At 48.2% G+C, this 17495-nt stretch carries 18 protein-coding genes; 15 read left to right on the top strand and 3 right to left on the bottom strand.

Features of this window, described 5'->3' with window-relative positions:
• Positions 1-19: 19 nt before the first annotated feature.
• Positions 20-445, bottom strand: a complete 426-nt coding sequence (locus C504_RS0103380; RefSeq protein ID WP_026317184.1) for a DUF4864 domain-containing protein — start codon at positions 443-445, stop codon at positions 20-22.
• A 141-nt stretch (positions 446-586) separates the two neighbouring features.
• Between C504_RS0103380 and C504_RS0103375 the strand changes: the two genes are divergently transcribed.
• The 12 genes from C504_RS0103375 to C504_RS0103320 all read left to right on the top strand — a co-directional run bounded on the left by C504_RS0103375 (position 587) and on the right by C504_RS0103320 (position 11973).
• Positions 587-1462: a VOC family protein gene (locus tag C504_RS0103375; RefSeq protein ID WP_018687897.1), complete on the top strand. Its 876-nt coding sequence runs from the start codon at positions 587-589 to the stop codon at positions 1460-1462.
• Positions 1463-1477: 15 nt separating this feature from the next.
• On the top strand, positions 1478-2314 hold the full coding sequence (gene kdsA, locus C504_RS0103370) for a 3-deoxy-8-phosphooctulonate synthase (RefSeq protein ID WP_018687896.1): 837 nt from the start codon (positions 1478-1480) through the stop codon (positions 2312-2314).
• Between the two features lie 143 nt (positions 2315-2457).
• Entirely contained in the window at positions 2458-3732 is a 1275-nt protein-coding gene (eno, locus tag C504_RS0103365; RefSeq protein WP_018687895.1) for a phosphopyruvate hydratase, read from the top strand.
• Between the two features lie 141 nt (positions 3733-3873).
• Positions 3874-4191 (top strand): FtsB family cell division protein, encoded by a 318-nt coding sequence (locus C504_RS0103360; protein WP_026317183.1) that lies wholly within the window; start codon positions 3874-3876, stop codon positions 4189-4191.
• Between the two features lie 135 nt (positions 4192-4326).
• Positions 4327-5370 (top strand): pyruvate dehydrogenase (acetyl-transferring) E1 component subunit alpha, encoded by a 1044-nt coding sequence (gene pdhA / locus C504_RS0103355; protein ID WP_018687893.1) that lies wholly within the window; start codon positions 4327-4329, stop codon positions 5368-5370.
• A gap of 14 nt (positions 5371-5384) precedes the next feature.
• Positions 5385-6773: a pyruvate dehydrogenase complex E1 component subunit beta gene (locus tag C504_RS0103350; RefSeq protein ID WP_018687892.1), complete on the top strand. Its 1389-nt coding sequence runs from the start codon at positions 5385-5387 to the stop codon at positions 6771-6773.
• A gap of 11 nt (positions 6774-6784) precedes the next feature.
• Complete coding sequence (locus C504_RS0103345) at positions 6785-8134, top strand: pyruvate dehydrogenase complex dihydrolipoamide acetyltransferase (RefSeq protein ID WP_018687891.1); 1350 nt, start codon at positions 6785-6787, stop codon at positions 8132-8134.
• Between the two features lie 6 nt (positions 8135-8140).
• Positions 8141-8782, top strand: coding sequence for an SGNH/GDSL hydrolase family protein (locus tag C504_RS0103340; protein ID WP_018687890.1), 642 nt, complete (start codon positions 8141-8143; stop codon positions 8780-8782).
• Positions 8783-8807: 25 nt separating this feature from the next.
• Positions 8808-10256 carry a dihydrolipoyl dehydrogenase gene (gene lpdA, locus C504_RS0103335; protein WP_018687889.1) on the top strand — a complete coding sequence of 483 codons (1449 nt, stop codon included), beginning with the start codon at positions 8808-8810 and terminating at the stop codon, positions 10254-10256.
• Entirely contained in the window at positions 10249-10533 is a 285-nt protein-coding gene (locus C504_RS17100) for a hypothetical protein (RefSeq protein WP_018687888.1), read from the top strand. Before lpdA ends, C504_RS17100 begins: the two co-directional genes overlap by 8 nt.
• A gap of 17 nt (positions 10534-10550) precedes the next feature.
• A complete protein-coding gene (lipA, locus tag C504_RS0103325; RefSeq protein ID WP_018687887.1) occupies positions 10551-11519 on the top strand; it encodes a lipoyl synthase in 969 nt (322 codons plus the stop codon).
• 1 nt (position 11520) lies between these two features.
• The gene (locus C504_RS0103320) at positions 11521-11973 is read left to right on the top strand and encodes a type II toxin-antitoxin system RatA family toxin (RefSeq protein WP_018687886.1); all 453 of its coding nucleotides are present in this window, start codon (positions 11521-11523) and stop codon (positions 11971-11973) included.
• Here C504_RS0103320 and C504_RS0103315 read toward each other — a convergent pair.
• Both C504_RS0103315 and C504_RS0103310 read right to left on the bottom strand, forming a co-directional pair.
• Entirely contained in the window at positions 11958-12506 is a 549-nt protein-coding gene (locus tag C504_RS0103315; RefSeq protein ID WP_018687885.1) for a CinA family protein, read from the bottom strand. The two genes, C504_RS0103320 and C504_RS0103315, sit on opposite strands and share 16 nt — an antisense overlap.
• Positions 12503-13684 carry a bifunctional 2-C-methyl-D-erythritol 4-phosphate cytidylyltransferase/2-C-methyl-D-erythritol 2,4-cyclodiphosphate synthase gene (locus C504_RS0103310; protein ID WP_018687884.1) on the bottom strand — a complete coding sequence of 394 codons (1182 nt, stop codon included), beginning with the start codon at positions 13682-13684 and terminating at the stop codon, positions 12503-12505. The genes C504_RS0103315 and C504_RS0103310 overlap by 4 nt, the downstream gene beginning before the upstream one ends.
• Positions 13685-13844: 160 nt before the next feature.
• Here C504_RS0103310 and dusB point away from each other — a divergent pair, with 160 nt between their 5' ends.
• The 3 genes from dusB to ntrC are packed head-to-tail and all read left to right on the top strand — an operon-like array spanning position 13845 to position 17456.
• Positions 13845-14876 carry a tRNA dihydrouridine synthase DusB gene (dusB, locus tag C504_RS0103305; RefSeq protein WP_018687883.1) on the top strand — a complete coding sequence of 344 codons (1032 nt, stop codon included), beginning with the start codon at positions 13845-13847 and terminating at the stop codon, positions 14874-14876.
• Entirely contained in the window at positions 14876-15982 is a 1107-nt protein-coding gene (locus tag C504_RS0103300; RefSeq protein WP_018687882.1) for a two-component system sensor histidine kinase NtrB, read from the top strand. The genes dusB and C504_RS0103300 overlap by 1 nt, the downstream gene beginning before the upstream one ends.
• 19 nt (positions 15983-16001) lie before the next feature.
• Entirely contained in the window at positions 16002-17456 is a 1455-nt protein-coding gene (ntrC, locus tag C504_RS0103295; protein WP_018687881.1) for a nitrogen regulation protein NR(I), read from the top strand.
• The last annotated feature ends 39 nt before the right edge of the window (positions 17457-17495 follow it).

The raw sequence follows: 17495 nt of genomic DNA, 5'->3' as shown, positions 1-17495 counted from the left end.
CCTTACTTAAAGTAGATGTTTAGGTCATGCCAGCTGCGCCTTTGCGCAGATTAACGGCATCGATTTTCCAGCTACCGTCAGGTTGTCGCTGCATGTAATATATTGCGGTCCAATCTGACCCATCTGGTGCGCGGATTAGTAAGTCTTGTTTGATGCGGCCTTCGGTTAAATTTTCAGTGTTTCCAAAGGCATAATTGCCGGGTCTTAAAACGGGCAAGTAACCGCCTTCAACCATCGCCATGAACTGTTCCACCGTTGGGAATATGCCTTTGATATTGTCTGACGCGAATGAATAAGCCAGATCAAAATCACGGGCGATAAATGCTTCCAGTTGATTGGTGATTACGCCGCGTGCTGCATTATTATCGGACTGCGCATTTGCCGTGGCAGGTGTGAGCAATAAAGCCAGCGCGAAAAAAGCGCTTGGAAACATATTCCTGATCATTCGCATTTCCTCCTATCATCATTATAGAATAGACGGGCAGGTGAGCAACTTAGTTTCAAATTGTCAGTTCATTGGTGCATGCGCTTGCGGATAGTTTGGAAATCGGGCAGAGCTTCATCAACATTAGAAAGCGGAAAATCGATGTCAGCAAAATTCTTTGATCATGCGGTTCTACCAGTCGAAAGTCTTGAGGTTAGCCGTGAGCGCTATCAGGCGCTTGGTTTTACTGTGGCTGCGGATGCGCGCCATCCTTTTGGTACTGAAAATGCCTGTGTTTTCTTTAGCGATGATACATATCTCGAACCGTTAGGCATTGCTCAGCGTGAGGATTGCGAAGCGACGGCAACAAAAGGAAATGTATTCACGAAGCTGGATCAAACGTATCGCTTCCGTGTCGCGCAGGATGGGTTCTCTGCTGTTGCTTTTAAAACCAATGATGCGGATGCGGACCATAAGGCATTTCAAAAGCTGGGTATTTCAGCTGGCAAAAAATTATCTTTCGGTCGCAATTTTGTGGACGGTAATGGCAAAAAAGAACGTGCATCGTTCAAGCTTTCTTTTGCAAGAGATGACCGCGCACCGGATGCTACTTTCTTTACATGTGAACGTATCAACACCCCCAATGTTGATCGTTCATCGCTGACCAGTCATGCCAATGGTGTTACCGGTATTAAAGAGATAATTCTAAGCGAATTTGTTCCTTCAGATTTTCAATATTTTCTTCAGCCTGTGATTGGAAACCGAGACACGCCGTCTCATTCCTTCGGTATGGAAATCACATCGGCAAATGTGAATTTTAATGTTTTGACGCCAGAAGGTTTGACAGCGATGTTCGGCGCTACGCGACAAACATTGGACCGCGGCCTACGTCTTGAAGGGATCGTTTTTGCAGCAGATAAAAATGCGCTGCTTGCTGCGCTTAAACAAGGCAATATCGAATACCGTGATACAGGGCGTTATATCATCGTGCCAGCTGCCAATGGGCAGGGCGCGTTTTTTGCTTTTGAAGGCAATTAAGAAGGCGATTTAAAAATGAGTTCTACAGTCAATTCAGTTGTTAAAGCTGGTAATGTTTCGTTCGGCAATGCACTGCCTTTGTCGCTTATCGCGGGTCCGTGCCAAATGGAAAGTCGCGATCATGCGATGGAAATGGCATCTGCATTAAAAGAGATCTGCGCAGAGCTTGGTATCGGGTTTGTTTTTAAAACATCATACGACAAGGCAAACCGCACATCGATTTCCGGTCAGCGTGGCCTTGGCCTTAAAAAGGCGATGGATGTTTTTGCAGAAATTAAGACAAGCCTCGATTTGCCTGTTCTAACCGATGTTCACACGGCTGAGCAGTGTGCGCCGGTTGGTGAAGTGTGTGACGTTTTGCAAATCCCAGCCTTTTTGTGTCGCCAGACCGATCTGCTGATTGCTGCCGCTGAAACAGGCAAGGTCGTTAATGTCAAAAAAGGCCAGTTTCTTGCGCCATGGGATATGACGAATGTATTGAAAAAAGTCACAGATAGCGGCAACCCAAATGTCATGTTAACGGAACGCGGCGCCAGCTTTGGCTATAATACGCTGGTTTCAGATATGCGCGCGCTTCCCATCATGGCTGAAACAGGTGCACCGATCATTTTTGATGCAACCCATTCGGTTCAACAACCCGGTGGGCAAGGCACATCTTCTGGCGGGGATCGCCGTATGGTGCCTTATTTGTCCAAAGCCGCTGTAGCGGTCGGTGTGGCGGGGCTCTTTATAGAAACGCACCAAGACCCTGATAATGCACCATCTGATGGGCCAAACATGATGCACTTAAAAGACATGAAATCGCTGCTTTTAAAACTAATGGCTTTTGACGCTTTGGCGAAATCTGCCTGATTTATCAGGCGCAACGATTGGTTTGCGGCCGCTCGCTTGATTATGTCAGGCGCATGAAATCGCTCGCAGGCCTATTTTACTTTTTAACGGTCTCGTTTATGCAAAGACGAGATATATGACTTACGTATGATAAGGATTAGAAAATGACTGCAATTATCGACATTATTGGCCGCCAAATTTTTGATAGCCGCGGCAATCCTACTGTGGAGGTCGATGTTATTCTGGAAGACGGTACGCTTGGCCGTGCAGCTGTACCATCGGGTGCTTCAACTGGTGCTTATGAAGCGGTTGAATTGCGTGACGGTGGTAGCCGCTATGGTGGCAAGGGCGTTTCAAAAGCAATCGACGCAATCAACGGTCCTATCTTTGATGCGATCGGCGGAATGGACGCGACACAGCAGCGCCAAATCGATGAAACAATGATCGAGTTGGACGGCACAGAAAATAAAGCCAATTTTGGCGCTAACGCTATTCTTGGTGTTTCGCTGGCTGTTGCGCATGCCGCTGCAAACTATCTTGGCCTGCCGCTTTATAAATATGTAGGCGGCCCAAATGCTCGCATTTTGCCTGTGCCAATGATGAACATTATCAATGGCGGCGAACATGCTGACAACCCAATTGATTTTCAAGAATTTATGATTTCTCCGGTTGGTGCTGAATCTCTTGAAGATGCTGTGCGCATGGGTTCTGAAGTTTTCCATGTTCTTAAAAAGCGTTTGTCTGTTGCTGGCCACAACACATCAGTTGGTGATGAGGGCGGTTTTGCACCGAACCTTTCCAGTGCAATTGATGCGCTTGATTTCATTATGGATTCGATCAAGGAAGCTGGCTACAAGCCGGGCGAAGACATGTATATCGCACTTGATTGCGCTGCGTCTGAATTCTTTAAAGATGGCAATTATGTTTACAAAGGTGAGGGTGTTACGCGCACGCCATCTGAGCAAGCAAAATACCTTGCTAAACTTGCGGCTGATTACCCAATCATTTCGATTGAAGACGGCATGGACGAAGATGACTGGGATGGCTGGGCTGAGTTGACGGCCCTTATCGGTTCGACTTGCCAGCTCGTTGGCGATGATTTGTTTGTAACCAACACCAAGCGTTTGAAGACCGGCATTGAGAAGGGCGTTGCAAACTCCATTCTTATCAAGGTCAACCAGATTGGCACATTGTCCGAAACTTTGGATGCTGTCGAGCTTGCGCATAAAGCTGGTTATACGGCTGTTATGTCTCACCGTTCAGGTGAAACCGAAGATGCAACCATTGCTGACTTGGCTGTTGCTACCAATTGCGGACAAATCAAAACCGGTTCGCTTGCCCGTTCAGACCGGCTCGCGAAATACAACCAGCTCATTCGCATTGAAGAAGAGCTTGGCAATTACGCGCAATATGCGGGCCGCTCAATTTTGCGGAAATAATAGTTACTGAGCTTTTATTAAAAAGGCCGCGCTGGATTTTCTTCCAGCGCGGCCTTTTACGTTTTGTTAGCTATGTTTTTTGGGTGAGGCTTAACCAAGACCGTATACCTTCTGGATCAGTTATTACTTTCAGGTGTGTGTATGTGGACCAGACAATATAAGAGATCAAAACTGCGCGTCGTCGTGGTACCAGTGCTGGCGTGCTGTCTGCTTGGCTATTTTGTATTTCATGCTGTTAATGGAACGCTTGGTCTTAATTCAAGTGAACGCTATGATGCTGAAATATCAAGGCTCGGTGTTGAGCTGGCTTCATTGGAAAAACGCCGCGGCGAATTGCAAACGCGTACCAAGCTTTTAAGCGATGGATCGTTGGAGCGTGATTTGATTGATGAAACAGCGCGCAGGGCGCTCGGATTGACTCGTTCTAATGAACTCATAATGCTGCATAGCAGCAATTAACTCGATTTCAGTTAATTGCACTATTTTTCAAATAAAATAGCCACTTAACGTGTCCGTGTTATGCAAAAATGCCTCTTGCAACTCCTTTGCGCTGCGTTAGTGTTAATTCAGATAATAATGTAACGGGAGATCTTCATGGCAGCACGCGCGCGTAAATCTGCACCTAAGAAAGCGGTCGATCATGCTTTGCTTGGTTCTATTCCGGCACCTGAGCCGGCAAAACTTTCCAAAGATGAAGAGCTGAAGGCATATCGCGATATGCTTTTGATCCGCCGCTTTGAAGAAAAAGCGGGCCAGCTGTACGGTATGGGTCAAATCGGTGGCTTCTGTCACCTTTATATCGGTCAAGAAGCTGTTGTTACCGGCATCCAAATGAATATGAATGATGGTGATCAGATGATTACTGCTTACCGTGATCATGGTCATATGTTGGCTATGGGCATGGAAAGCCGCGGCGTTATGGCCGAACTTACAGGTCGCAGCGATGGTTATTCGCGCGGTAAGGGCGGCTCAATGCACATGTTTAGCCGCGAAAAGAACTTTTACGGCGGTCATGGTATCGTTGGCGCGCAGGTTTCGCTCGGCACAGGTTTGGCTTTTGCGAACAAGTACCGAGATAATGGTAATGTCTCTGTATCGTTCTGCGGCGATGGCGCGGCCAACCAGGGTCAGGTCTATGAGAGCTTTAACATGGCAGCGTTGTGGAAGCTGCCGACAATCTATGTGATTGAAAACAACCGTTATGCGATGGGTACATCGACAAAACGCCATGCAGCGCAGCTTGATTTCTCAATGCGCGGTGTATCTTTCGGTATTCCTGGCATTCAGGTTGATGGTATGGATGTTCGTGCCGTGAAATCCGCTTCGGAATATGCGCTCAACCATTGCCGCAATGGCGATGGTCCAATCATTCTTGAGATGATGACATATCGCTATCGCGGTCACTCAATGTCTGACCCTGCGAAATACCGCACCAAAGACGAAGTGCAGAAAATGCGCTCGGAGCAAGATCCGATTGAACAGGTCAAACAGCGTATTATTGCTGAAAAACTGGCTACGGAAGATGATTTGAAGGTCATCGATAAGGAAATTCGGGAAATCGTGGTGGATGCTGCAGAGTTTGCGCAAAACAGCCCCGAGCCTGATGTTTCTGAACTTTACACCGACATTTTGCTTTAAGGGGAGATACCAGCATGCCTATCGATATTCTTATGCCTGCGCTTTCTCCAACAATGGAAGAAGGCAATCTGGCCAAATGGACTGTTAAAGAGGGCGACAAAGTCGGCCCCGGCGATGTGATCGCTGAAATTGAAACGGACAAGGCAACCATGGAAGTGGAAGCCGTTGAAGAGGGAACCATCGGCAAAATCGTTGTCGCCGAAGGGACCGAAAACGTTAAGGTCAACGCTGTCATCGCTATTCTATTAGAAGAGGGCGAAAGCGCGGGCGATATTAATGCTGAAAAATCATCTGCTAAATCCGAACCATCTGACGACAGTTCAGCGCCAGCCAAGGATGATAGCAAGGCGGCATCTGTTCCTGCAGAGCCAATCGCTGTTGAGCCTGCATCTGATCCCGATATTCCCGAAGGCACGAAAATGGTGCCAACAACTGTTCGTGTTGCTTTGCGCGATGCTATGGCCGAAGAAATGCGCGCCAGTGACGATGTGTTTGTCATGGGTGAGGAAGTCGCCGAATATCAAGGCGCGTATAAAATCACGCAAGGCTTGCTTGATGAGTTCGGACCGCGCCGCGTTGTCGATACACCCATCACAGAGCATGGTTTTGCCGGTGTTGGCGTTGGCGCTGCGATGACAGGTTTGCGTCCAATTGTTGAGTTTATGACATTCAACTTTGCGATGCAGGCGATAGACCAAATTATCAACTCTGCTGCCAAAACGCTTTATATGTCTGGCGGCCAGATGGGCGCACCAATGGTGTTCCGTGGTCCAAACGGTGCCGCAGCGCGTGTGGGTGCACAGCACTCACAATGTTATGCTGCTTGGTATAGCCATGTGCCGGGCTTGAAAGTTATCATGCCCTATACGGCGGCTGATGCAAAAGGCTTGCTCAAAGCGGCAATCCGCGACCCGAACCCTGTTATCTTCTTGGAAAACGAGGTTCTTTACGGCCAAACATTTGATGTGCCGGATATGGATGATTTTGTTTTGCCAATCGGCAAGGCACGCATTCATAAAAAGGGTAAAGATTGTACAATCGTTTCCTTCGGTATTGGCATGACTTACGCCATCAAGGCTATGGAAGCGCTGAGCGAGCAGGGCATTGATTGTGAATTGATCGATCTTCGCACAATCCGCCCGATGGATATTCCGACAATTTTGGAAAGCGTTAAAAAGACAGGCCGTTTGGTGACTGTTGAAGAGGGCTTCCCACAATCATCTGTTGGTGATTTCATCGCAAACAAAGTGCAACGCGAAGCATTTGACTATCTTGATGCGCCGATCATTTCGATCTGCGGTAAAGATGTGCCAATGCCTTATGCGGCCAATCTTGAAAAACTGGCATTGCCAAATGTAGATGAAGTCATTGATGCTGTTAAAGCTGTCACTTACGCGGGTTAAGGAGGTCTATCATGCCTATTAATATTACAATGCCCGCACTTTCGCCAACGATGGAAGAGGGTAACCTTGCCAAATGGTTGGTCAAAGAAGGCGACAAAGTTGGCCCCGGCGATGTGATTGCTGAAATCGAAACCGACAAGGCAACGATGGAAGTCGAAGCGGTTGATGAAGGTACGATTGCCAAGATCCTTGTCGAAGAGGGTACTGAAAACGTCAAGGTGAACGCTGTCATCGCGATTTTGGCTGAAGAGGGCGAAGATGCTTCTGAAGCTGCTAAAGGCGGTGCTTCTGCGCCAGCGAAGCAAGAGGCTCCTGCCGAGGCAAAAGCTGAAAGCGCTTCTGAAGCGCCAACGCCTGCGGCCAAAACATCGGCGGCTGATTCCAAGCCACTTAGCGAGGATAAGGGCGGTTCTGCTGGACCAGTGCCAACAAAAGACGGGGCAAAAGTTTTTGCCTCTCCTTTGGCACGCCGTATCGCGAAGAATGAAGGCGTTGATATTACTGCCGTTTCAGGCTCCGGCCCGAAAGGCCGTATCGTCAAACGCGATGTTGAAGAAGCAATTGCTGGCGGCGCTCAGCCTAAAGCCGAGGCACCAAAAGCTGCGACAGCAATGCCAGTTGGCGCATCTGCCGAAGCGGTGCTGAAAAACTTCGAAGAAGGCTCTTACGAGCTCGTCAAGCACGACGGTATGCGCAAGACAATTGCCAAGCGTTTACAAGAATCCAAACAGACCATCCCGCATTTCTATGTGACGATGGATTGTGAATTGGATGCACTGCTTTCCTTGCGCTCGCAGCTCAACAAATCTGCGCCTGTTAAAGATGATAAGCCTGCTTACAAGATTTCCGTCAATGACATGGTGATCAAAGCGCTGGCGCTATCTTTGCGTGATGTGCCGGATGCGAATGTGTCTTGGACCGATGAAAATATGGTCAAGCATAAACATGCCGATGTTGGTGTGGCTGTGTCTATTCCGGGCGGTTTGATTACACCAATTGTGCGTTCTGCTGAAACCAAAACTCTGTCTGCCATTTCCAATGAAATGAAAGATTTGGGCAAACGCGCCAAAGAGAAGAAACTTAGCCCGAATGAATATCAGGGCGGTACGACTGCTGTATCCAATATGGGTATGATGGGCGTGAAGAACTTCTCTGCTGTGGTTAATCCGCCGCATGCGACAATTCTTGCTATTGGTGCTGGTGAACAGCGTCCGGTTGTTAAAGATGGTGAGTTGACGATCGCAACCGTCATGAGCGTTACGCTATCGACAGACCATCGCTGTGTGGATGGTGCGCTGGGTGCAGAATTGCTCGGTGCATTCAAAAACTACATCGAAAATCCAATGGGCATGTTGGTTTAAACCATCATGACCACGGTTCTCGCATATGGCGACTCGCTCACTTGGGGCTCATGCCCCGAGACTGGTAGTCGTCATCCGGTCAGTCACCGTTGGCCTGATGTGCTTAGTGCGGCTTTGGGCGATGATGTGACCGTTATAACCAATGGTTTGCGCGGTCGCACAACGGCGTATGATGAATATTTGGCCGATTGTGATCGCAATGGTGTGCGTGTTTTACCAACGGTTTTAAATACCCATGCGCCGATTGATTTGGTTATCATTTTGCTGGGTGCCAATGATATGAAACCTCATATTTGCGGTACGGCAATTGGCGCTTTGCAAGGTGTGCGGCGTTTAACGCAAATTGCTAAAAATCATATGCAAGGACTTTCAAACGGGCATTGTGCAAAGGTTCTAATCGTCGCACCGCCGCCTTTGGTGGAAAGCGATGATCTTGAGTTTCGCGCTATGTTTGACGGCGGTATCGCTGAAAGTAAGAAGCTCGCCGGCCTATATGAGAAGCTTGCTAAAGATATGGATGTTGCATTTTTTGATGCTGGCACTGTGGCTGAGGCCTCTACATTAGATGGTGTTCATTTGGACGCCGAAAACACAAAGAAAATTGGTGCGGCACTCGCGCCCATCGTGAAAAAATTACTCGCGGTTTAAACCGCTTTGACACGGAGAAGCTAAAATGGCTGACAATAATTATGACGTGCTGATTATCGGTTCCGGTCCCGGCGGTTATGTAACGGCGATCCGTGCTGCGCAATTGGGCATGAAAGTTGGCATCATTGAGCGTGAGCATCTTGGTGGCATCTGTCTCAACTGGGGCTGTATTCCAACCAAGGCGTTGCTGCGTTCTGGCGAAATGCTCGACTATGCAAACCGCGCATCCGAATATGGGTTGAAGCTTGAAGGCAAAATGACGGCCGATGTGAAAGAGGTCGTTAAGCGTTCGCGCGGTGTATCAATGCGTCTTAATGGCGGTGTTGGTTTTCTGATGAAGAAGAACAAGATCGATGTGATTTGGGGCGAAGCCAAACTTGCTGGTAAAGGCAAAGTTACAGTTGGTAAACCGACTAAAAAAATCATGGAGCCGCAAAACCCTATCCCTAAAAATATCAAAGGTGAAGGTGACTACACGGCCAAGCACATCATTGTTGCGACAGGAGCGCGTCCACGCGCATTGCCGGGCATTGAGCCAGACGGCAAGCTGATCTGGACTTATTTTGAAGCAATGGTGCCGCAGGAATTGCCAAAGAAGCTCATCGTTATGGGCTCTGGTGCTATCGGCATTGAGTTTGCATCATTTTATAATTCTATGGGCTGCGACGTTACCGTTGTTGAACTCATGCCAAACATTATGCCGGTTGAAGACCCTGAAATTTCTGGCATAGCTCGAAAAGCGCTTGAGAAGCACGGGCTTAAAATTATTACTGAGGCGAAAGTCACAAAAGTTGAGAAGAAATCCAATTCGATCATTGCCCATGTTGAAGGCAAAGACGGCAAAGTGACGCCGATGGAAGCGGACCGGATGATTTCGGCTGTTGGTGTTCAAGGCAATATCGAAGGCCTTGGCCTTGAAGATCTTGGCATTAAAACTGATCGCGGCTGCGTGGTGATCGACGGATACGGCAAAACCAATGTCGAAGGTATTTACGCCATTGGCGATGTTGCTGGACCGCCAATGCTGGCGCACAAGGCTGAGCATGAAGGTGTGATTTGTATCGAAAAGATTGCCGGTGTGCCAAATGTTCATCCGATGGAAAAAGACAAGATTCCAGGCTGTACCTATTGTCATCCGCAAGTTGCCTCTGTTGGTTTGACGGAAGCCAAAGCCAAAGAAGCAGGCATTGATATTCGTGTTGGCCGTTACATATTTAATGCAAATGGCAAAGCCATTGCGCTTGGCGAAGATAATGGCATGGTCAAAACGATCTTTAACAAAAAGACGGGCCAGTTAATCGGCGCGCATCTTGTTGGCGCAGAAGTCACAGAACTTATTCAGGGCTTTGTTATCGCGATGAACCTTGAGACGACGGAAGAAGAGCTAATGCACACGATCTTCCCGCATCCGACACTTTCAGAAATGATGAAAGAGAGCGTGCTGGATGCCTATGGACGTGTTTTAAATGCCTAAGCGTTCTCGCCGCGGCATCATTCGCGGCGGTAATGCGCGTTGGTGGCAGTCAACAGGCTGGAAAATCATGCGCGTAAGCATCATATTGTTTATGGTGATGGGGTTTCTTGCTTCATTCGCCGCGATGCGCAACGGCGGTGTCACATTTAACGGTGTTCTGGTTGAAGGTTGGACTGGCGTTTGGTACGTGACTGGCATTACGGCGTGTGCAGGATTTTTATTTGGCGCTATTTGGCTGCTTTTATTTAAAGCAATGTCGATGGCATCGAAAAACTAGAAAGTTAGGTTGTCCGAATGGTTACGGTTCTCGATACAACAAGGCCTTCCGGCAAAATGCGGCATCCTGAAAAGGCGCATCGTCCAGATCAGCCAACACGCTTGAAAAAGCCAGACTGGATTCGCGTGAAAGCGCCGACATCGAAGGGCTTTCACGAGACAAATAAAATCGTTAAATCGCATAATCTTGTGACGGTTTGCGGTGAGGCGGGCTGTCCAAATATTGGCGAATGCTGGGATCAGAAACACGCGTCCTTTATGATTATGGGTGAAATTTGTACCCGTGCTTGTGCTTTTTGTAATGTCGCGACTGGCATGCCCGGTGCGCTTGATAAAGAAGAGCCTGTCAATGTAGCAAAAGCCGTCAAAAAGATGGGGCTTAAGCATGTGGTTATCACGTCGGTTGACCGCGATGATTTGGCTGATGGTGGCGCGCAGCATTTTGTAGAAGTTATTCAAGCAATCCGCGAATATTCGCCCGGTACGACGGTTGAGATTCTAACGCCGGACTTCCTTCGCAAAGAAGGTGCGCTTGAGGCTGTCGTGGCCGCTAAGCCTGACGTGTTTAACCACAATCTTGAAACGGTGCCTTCTAATTATTTAAAAGTGCGCCCTGGTGCACGCTATTTCCACTCAATCCGCCTTCTTCAACGCGTCAAAGAGCTTGATCCTTCGATTTTTACAAAATCTGGAATCATGGTGGGGCTTGGCGAAGAGCGCAATGAAGTGCTGCAATTGATGGATGATTTGCGCATTGCTGATGTCGATTTTCTAACGATCGGCCAGTATTTGCAGCCAACAAAAAAGCACCATGAAGTGATGAGCTTTGTGACGCCTGATGAGTTCAAATCATATGAAACAATTGCTTATACAAAAGGCTTTTTAATGGTTTCGGCTTCACCGCTTACGCGTTCATCGCACCATGCGGGGTCGGATTTTGAAAAACTGCGGGCGAACCGCGAAGCAAAGCTGGCCTCGATAAAGTAATATGCCGAGTTTTAAGACCACGCGCCGCGTCAATCACAGCGCAGACAAAATGTTTGCGCTGATTGCTGACGTGGAAAAATACCCTGAATTTTTGCCCTTATGTGAGGCGCTCAGTGTTCGTGATATCCGCGAACGTGATGGCAAGCAGATGCTGGTTGCGGATATGAGTGTTGGCTATAAGGCAATACGCGAGACATTTACCAGTAGGGTTCTGCTCAATCCTGACGAGAGTCAGATTGATGTGTCCTATATTGATGGGCCGTTCAAATATCTCGACAATCGCTGGACGTTCACCGATGTTGATGAACGCAGCTCTGATGTGCACTTTTATATTGATTATGAGTTTAAGAGCAGAATGCTTGGTATGGTCATGGGGTCGATGTTCGACCGTGCTTTTCGAATGTTTGCGGAGGCATTCGAAAAGCGTGCAGACGAGATTTATTCAGAGTCTTGATCTGGCTCTTTGTCAGGCGCTTCTTTTAATGTCTCAATCAAAATCATCAGCGCGGTCATAACTGTTTCTGCGCGAATTGCATCGCGGCCATTATCGTCAAAGTAACGGCTGATCGCAAATGTTGGCGCCCAATCGCAGGCACAGCCAAACCAGACGAGGCCGACCGGTTTATCTTCGGTGCCGCCGCCTGGACCAGCAATGCCTGTTACTGAAATCGCAATGTCTGTTGAGCTTTTCTGCAAAGCGTTCTTTGCCATTGCTTCGGCAACTTCTTCGGACACAGCGCCGGGGCCGCCATCTTCAAAGAATTCTTCCGGCACGGATAGCATTTCGATTTTGGCATCGTTGGAATAAGTTACATAACCGCGATCCAAAACCTTGCTGGAACCAGGAATATCGGTGATCATGCCAGCGATTAGGCCGCCTGTGCAACTTTCAGCGGTCGCGATTGTAAATCCACGTGCGGAAAAGGTTTCGACGACTTCTAGCGCAAGTGCGCTCAGCGGGTTGTCGTGTGCTGGGGTGTCATTCATGATTTTTCTCCATAGACAACACTCGCAATTGCAAGCGCCATAATGCCTTCTTTACGGCCAATAAAGCCCATTGTTTCGTTTGTCGTTGCCTTCACCGAGCAGCGCTCTAAAGAAATACCGAGCAGTTCGCTTAATTTCTCACGCATTGCCATCCGGTGCGGTGCAATCTTGGGTGCTTCGGTTACGATTGTCACGTCAGCGTTCATGATTGTACCGCCGTTTTGCCGCACAATTTTGACTGCTTCTGATAAAAAAACATGGCTGGCCATGCCGTGCCATTTTTCATCAGTTGGCGGAAAATGGTCGCCGATATCGCCCGCGCCGCAAGTGGCAAGAAGCGCGTCTGTTAGCGCATGCAATCCAACATCTGCATCTGAATGACCCGATAGTTTTTTATCGAACGGAATATCAATGCCGCATAAAATAACTTTATCACCATCTTCAAAACGGTGAACATCATAGCCATTGCCTGTGCGCACATCGGGTAGAGAATTATTGTTCATATTTTCCTGTGCGGTAAAATCTTGAGGGTAGGTGAGTTTGATATTGGAGGCGTCGCCCTCCACAATCCGCACTGTCATTCCCGCCCATTCAAAGATTGCTGCATCATCAGTGAAATCAGATATGGATTGCGCGCTCGCTTTATCATGCAGTGCAAGAATAGTTTCAAATGGGAAGGCTTGAGGGGTTTGTGCGCGGTGCATATCTTTGCGCGATGCTGTGCCAGTCACGATACCATCTGATACGGTTTTGAGGGTTTCCGACACGGCGATGGTTGGTAAAATTCCGTCATTGGGATTTGCCCCAATTTCTTCGATGACCCGCAATAAAAAGTCATCATTCACATAAGGGCGGGCAGCATCATGTATTAGAACATGACTAAAATCTTGTGCCATGTCGCGAAGCGCCCGTAGGCCTGCATGCACGGATTCCTGCCGTGTCGTGCCGCCCGTTACAATTGCCATCTGCGCTGTATCAATATTGCATGTTGCTTGTTTGAGCAGCGCTGCATCATCTGCATGAATAACGAGAACGGTGTTCGCCGCTGGTATAAAGTTTGCAAAACGTGATATTGTTTGTTCTATAACAGTGCTGGAACCGAGTTTTCGGTACTGTTTTGGCCCGTTTTGCATGCCTGCGCGTTCGCCGCGGCCTGCCGCCACAATCACCAGTCCCATTGAGTGTTGCAAATATGCTGACAAAATATCTCGTCCTAGTCGCAGGTTTCGTTGCTTGCTTTGGTTTGTTTAAAGTTTTGCGACCTTTATCATAGGTGGCTAATTGCGCAATTAGTCTATATTGTATAAAGAATGTGCAGTCGATATAGCTGCTTAAAAAATGGACAATCACTTGACTGCACTCCTTCATGAACCGTTCCAGATTGGAAATGTTGCCGTTCGCAATCGCGTTCTGGCTGCTCCTTTATCTGGTGTGAGTGACTTGCCTTTCCGTCAGCGCACTTGGGCGGCGGGCGCAGGTATTGTTGTTAGTGAAATGATTGCGAGCCGTGAGTTTTGTTCTGAATCCGACGAGTCCACACGGCGTGCGCTTTCTCATGATGCAGGTCCGGCAATGCTTCAGCTTGCGGGCTTTGAAGCGCACTGGATGGGCGAAGCGGCGAAAATCGCTGAATCAAATGGCGCGGAAATTATAGATATCAATATGGGGTGTCCTGCTCGCAAAGTGACAGGAAAAGCATCTGGCTCGGCGCTTATGCGTGATCTTGATCATGCCATGACGCTTGTCAATGCGACGGTTGATGCGGTTCAAGTTCCGGTGACGCTCAAGATGCGCTTGGGCTGGGATGACGAAACAATCAACGCGCCAGAGCTTGCAAGGCGTGCGGTCGATGCAGGGGTGCAAATGATTACCGTGCATGGGCGCACGCGCTGTCAATTTTATGACGGTGTTGCGGATTGGCGGGCTGTTGCGGCCGTTCGGGATGTGGTGGATGTGCCTTTGGTCGTTAATGGCGATATTGACGACCTTTCATCCGCGATTGCGGCCTGCGAGCAATCTGGTGCTGATGCCGTGATGATTGGGCGGGCAGGGCAAGGTTCGCCGTGGAAAGCCGGCGACATAGCCAATGCGTCTGCTGGGCTTCCACAATTTACACAGGCACCATCCTTTGATGTCGCTGATTATGTGATCTCCCATTACCAAGCAATGCTTGAACATTATGGCGAGCATGTTGGCACGCGCCATGCGCGCAAGCATTTGGGTTGGTATATTGATGGTCTTTTGCCAAAGACGCAGTCCATAACTGAACTACGCACAGAGATTATGAGATCTCATTTGCCGGAGAAAGTTATTCCGCTTTTGCGCGATGTTTTTAACTCAGTAGATATTGAAAAATCGGAAGCTGCATAATGAGTCCTGCAAGTAAAAATGCCAGTCAGGCAGAGAATGCGCGGCGCGTATTAGATAATCTGCGTGATCCGGTTATCATGATCGATAAGGATAATTTGATCACTTTTGCCAATTTGGAGGCGGAGTATTTTTTCTCTTCGTCGATGGCAAACCTTGCTAATTTCAGAATTGATGAGTTTGTTGGTTTTTCTAATCCATTGTTGACGTTGATAGATCAGGTGCGTTTGGCTCAATCACCGACAAATGAGTACCGCGTGGATGTCTCATCGCCGCGCTTAGGTCTTGACCGGACTGTCGATATTCATGTCACGCCTGTTGCTGAAGAAGACGGTGCGATGGTGATTGTTTTCCGTGAACGTTCAATGGCTGAAAAGTTTGACCGGCAAATGACACATCGCGGCGCTGCCCGTTCGGTAACGGGCTTGGCGTCCATGCTGGGCCATGAGATTAAAAATCCGCTTTCAGGTATTCGCGGTGCTGCGCAATTGCTTGAAAGTGTTGTCAGCGATGAAGACCGTGCGCTGGCACAGTTGATTAAAGATGAGTGCGACCGGATTGTTCAACTTGTCGATAAAATGGAAGTGTTTTCTGATGAGCGGCCGCTGGACCGTGATCCGGTCAATATCCATGTCGTTTTGGACCGCGTTCAGAAAATCGCTAAATCGGGATTTGGACGGAATATAGAGTTCAAGCAGGACTTTGATCCATCACTGCCTTATATTGCTGGCAATCAGGATCAGCTTATTCAGGTGTTTTTGAACCTCGTCAAAAATGCCTGTGAGGCCGTTGCCAATGTTGAAAATCCAAAAATAAGATTGAAAACAGCATATCAACCCGGCGTTCGTCTTTCGATCCCAGGCTTGCATGAGCGCGTTTCTTTACCGTTGGAATTTTCTGTGCAGGACAATGGTCCCGGTGTTCCAGAAGAAATTCAGAGCTATATGTTCGATCCTTTTATTACAACAAAAACAAATGGTTCAGGCCTTGGGCTTGCTTTGGTTGCCAAGATTGTTGGGGACCATGGAGGCGTTATTGAGTGCGATAGTCAGCCTGGAAATACCAAATTCAAAATTTTAATGCCAACTGCGCCAAAAGCGCCGAGCTAAGGCTTTTAAGGTAAATGCAATGAACGGAACAATTCTAGTTGCAGACGATGATGCAGCCATTCGCACCGTGCTTAGTCAGGCATTGTCACGTGCTGGGTATGATGTTCGCTTAACGTCGAATGCCTCAACTTTATGGCGTTGGGTGGCTGAAGGTGAAGGCGACTGCGTGATCAGTGATGTGGTTATGCCGGATGAAAATCTATTTGATCTTCTGCCGCGCATGAAAAAAATGCGCCCAGATCTGCCGGTTATTGTCATGAGTGCGCAAAACACATTTATGACGGCGATCAGAGCTTCTGAAAACGGCGCCTATGAATATCTTCCAAAGCCGTTTGACCTTGTAGAGCTCACTGCGATTATTGAGCGTGCGCTACAGGAAGCGCGGCGCAAACCGACTGATAGCAAGAGTGCTGTGGCAGAAAAAGATGAAGCCATGCCGCTTGTTGGCCGCTCGCCAGCGATGCAGGAGATATACCGTGTTTTGGCGCGCATGATGCAGTCTGATCTCACGGTTTTGATCAATGGCGAATCAGGAACCGGCAAAGAGTTGGTTGCGCGTGCGCTGCATGAATATGGCAAGCGCAAAAAGGGCCCGTTTGTTGCGATCAATATGGCAGCTATCCCGCGCGATTTGATTGAGTCTGAGCTTTTCGGTCATGAAAAAGGGGCATTTACTGGCGCCCATAGCCGTGCCACAGGCCGGTTTGAACAAGCGGAAAATGGCACTTTGTTTCTTGATGAAATCGGTGACATGCCTATGGATGCGCAAACGCGTTTGTTGCGTGTGCTTCAGCAGGGCGAATATACGACGGTTGGCGGACGCACACCGATCAAAACAAATGTGCGTATTGTGACCGCGACGAATAAAGAGCTGCGTAGCCTTATCAATCAAGGGCTGTTTCGCGAAGACTTATATTATCGCTTGAATGTTGTTCCGCTGCGCATACCGCCTTTGCGTGAACGTGTTCAGGATATTCCTGATCTGGTCAGCCATTTCTTGAAGAAAGTTCAAGAAGAAGGGCTTGAAGAAAAGATATTATTGCCGGATGCGATTGAGGCACTTTTGCATCACTCTTGGCCGGGCAATGTGCGTGAACTTGAAAATCTGGTTCGCAGATTGGCAGCGTTGTATCCGCAAGATGAAATAACAGCCGATATCATTTCATCTGAACTTCAAGACCCTGATAATCATAATTTGCCAGACATCGGTCACGTTGAAAACGGTAAAAATATCACCATCGCGCAAGCGGTTGAATTAAATATGCAAAAATATTTCAATTCATTCGGCGATGGTTTGCCGCCGCCAGGACTATACCACAGACTTCTTTCCGAACTGGAATATCCGTTGTTAATGGCAACATTGACCGCAACGCGGGGGAACCAGATTAAAGCTGCGGATATTTTAGGCTTAAATAGGAATACGCTTCGAAAGAAAATCCGTGATTTAGGCGTTAGTGTTTTTAAAGGCCAATAAATGCGTTAAATAAAGTCTGGGAGTGGTCATTTATGTTGC

The sequence above is a fragment of the Ahrensia kielensis DSM 5890 genome (assembly GCF_000374465.1).
GTDB lineage: Bacteria > Pseudomonadota > Alphaproteobacteria > Rhizobiales > Rhizobiaceae > Ahrensia > Ahrensia kielensis.
This window is presented reverse-complemented; position numbering and strand designations above follow the sequence as displayed.

Excerpts from the sequence above, each read along its gene's own strand:
- C504_RS0103380 (WP_026317184.1), bottom strand. The coding sequence starts at position 445 with ATGATCAGGAATATGTTTCCAAGCGCTTTTTTCGCGCTGGCTTTATTG.
- C504_RS0103375 (WP_018687897.1), top strand. The coding sequence starts at position 587 with ATGTCAGCAAAATTCTTTGATCATGCGGTTCTACCAGTCGAAAGTCTT.
- kdsA (WP_018687896.1), top strand. The coding sequence starts at position 1,478 with ATGAGTTCTACAGTCAATTCAGTTGTTAAAGCTGGTAATGTTTCGTTC.
- eno (WP_018687895.1), top strand. The coding sequence starts at position 2,458 with ATGACTGCAATTATCGACATTATTGGCCGCCAAATTTTTGATAGCCGC.
- C504_RS0103360 (WP_026317183.1), top strand. The coding sequence starts at position 3,874 with ATGTGGACCAGACAATATAAGAGATCAAAACTGCGCGTCGTCGTGGTA.
- pdhA (WP_018687893.1), top strand. The coding sequence starts at position 4,327 with ATGGCAGCACGCGCGCGTAAATCTGCACCTAAGAAAGCGGTCGATCAT.
- C504_RS0103350 (WP_018687892.1), top strand. The coding sequence starts at position 5,385 with ATGCCTATCGATATTCTTATGCCTGCGCTTTCTCCAACAATGGAAGAA.
- C504_RS0103345 (WP_018687891.1), top strand. The coding sequence starts at position 6,785 with ATGCCTATTAATATTACAATGCCCGCACTTTCGCCAACGATGGAAGAG.
- C504_RS0103340 (WP_018687890.1), top strand. The coding sequence starts at position 8,141 with ATGACCACGGTTCTCGCATATGGCGACTCGCTCACTTGGGGCTCATGC.
- lpdA (WP_018687889.1), top strand. The coding sequence starts at position 8,808 with ATGGCTGACAATAATTATGACGTGCTGATTATCGGTTCCGGTCCCGGC.
- C504_RS17100 (WP_018687888.1), top strand. The coding sequence starts at position 10,249 with ATGCCTAAGCGTTCTCGCCGCGGCATCATTCGCGGCGGTAATGCGCGT.
- lipA (WP_018687887.1), top strand. The coding sequence starts at position 10,551 with ATGGTTACGGTTCTCGATACAACAAGGCCTTCCGGCAAAATGCGGCAT.
- C504_RS0103320 (WP_018687886.1), top strand. The coding sequence starts at position 11,521 with ATGCCGAGTTTTAAGACCACGCGCCGCGTCAATCACAGCGCAGACAAA.
- C504_RS0103315 (WP_018687885.1), bottom strand. The coding sequence starts at position 12,506 with ATGAATGACACCCCAGCACACGACAACCCGCTGAGCGCACTTGCGCTA.
- C504_RS0103310 (WP_018687884.1), bottom strand. The coding sequence starts at position 13,684 with ATGGGACTGGTGATTGTGGCGGCAGGCCGCGGCGAACGCGCAGGCATG.
- dusB (WP_018687883.1), top strand. The coding sequence starts at position 13,845 with ATGGACAATCACTTGACTGCACTCCTTCATGAACCGTTCCAGATTGGA.
- C504_RS0103300 (WP_018687882.1), top strand. The coding sequence starts at position 14,876 with ATGAGTCCTGCAAGTAAAAATGCCAGTCAGGCAGAGAATGCGCGGCGC.
- ntrC (WP_018687881.1), top strand. The coding sequence starts at position 16,002 with ATGAACGGAACAATTCTAGTTGCAGACGATGATGCAGCCATTCGCACC.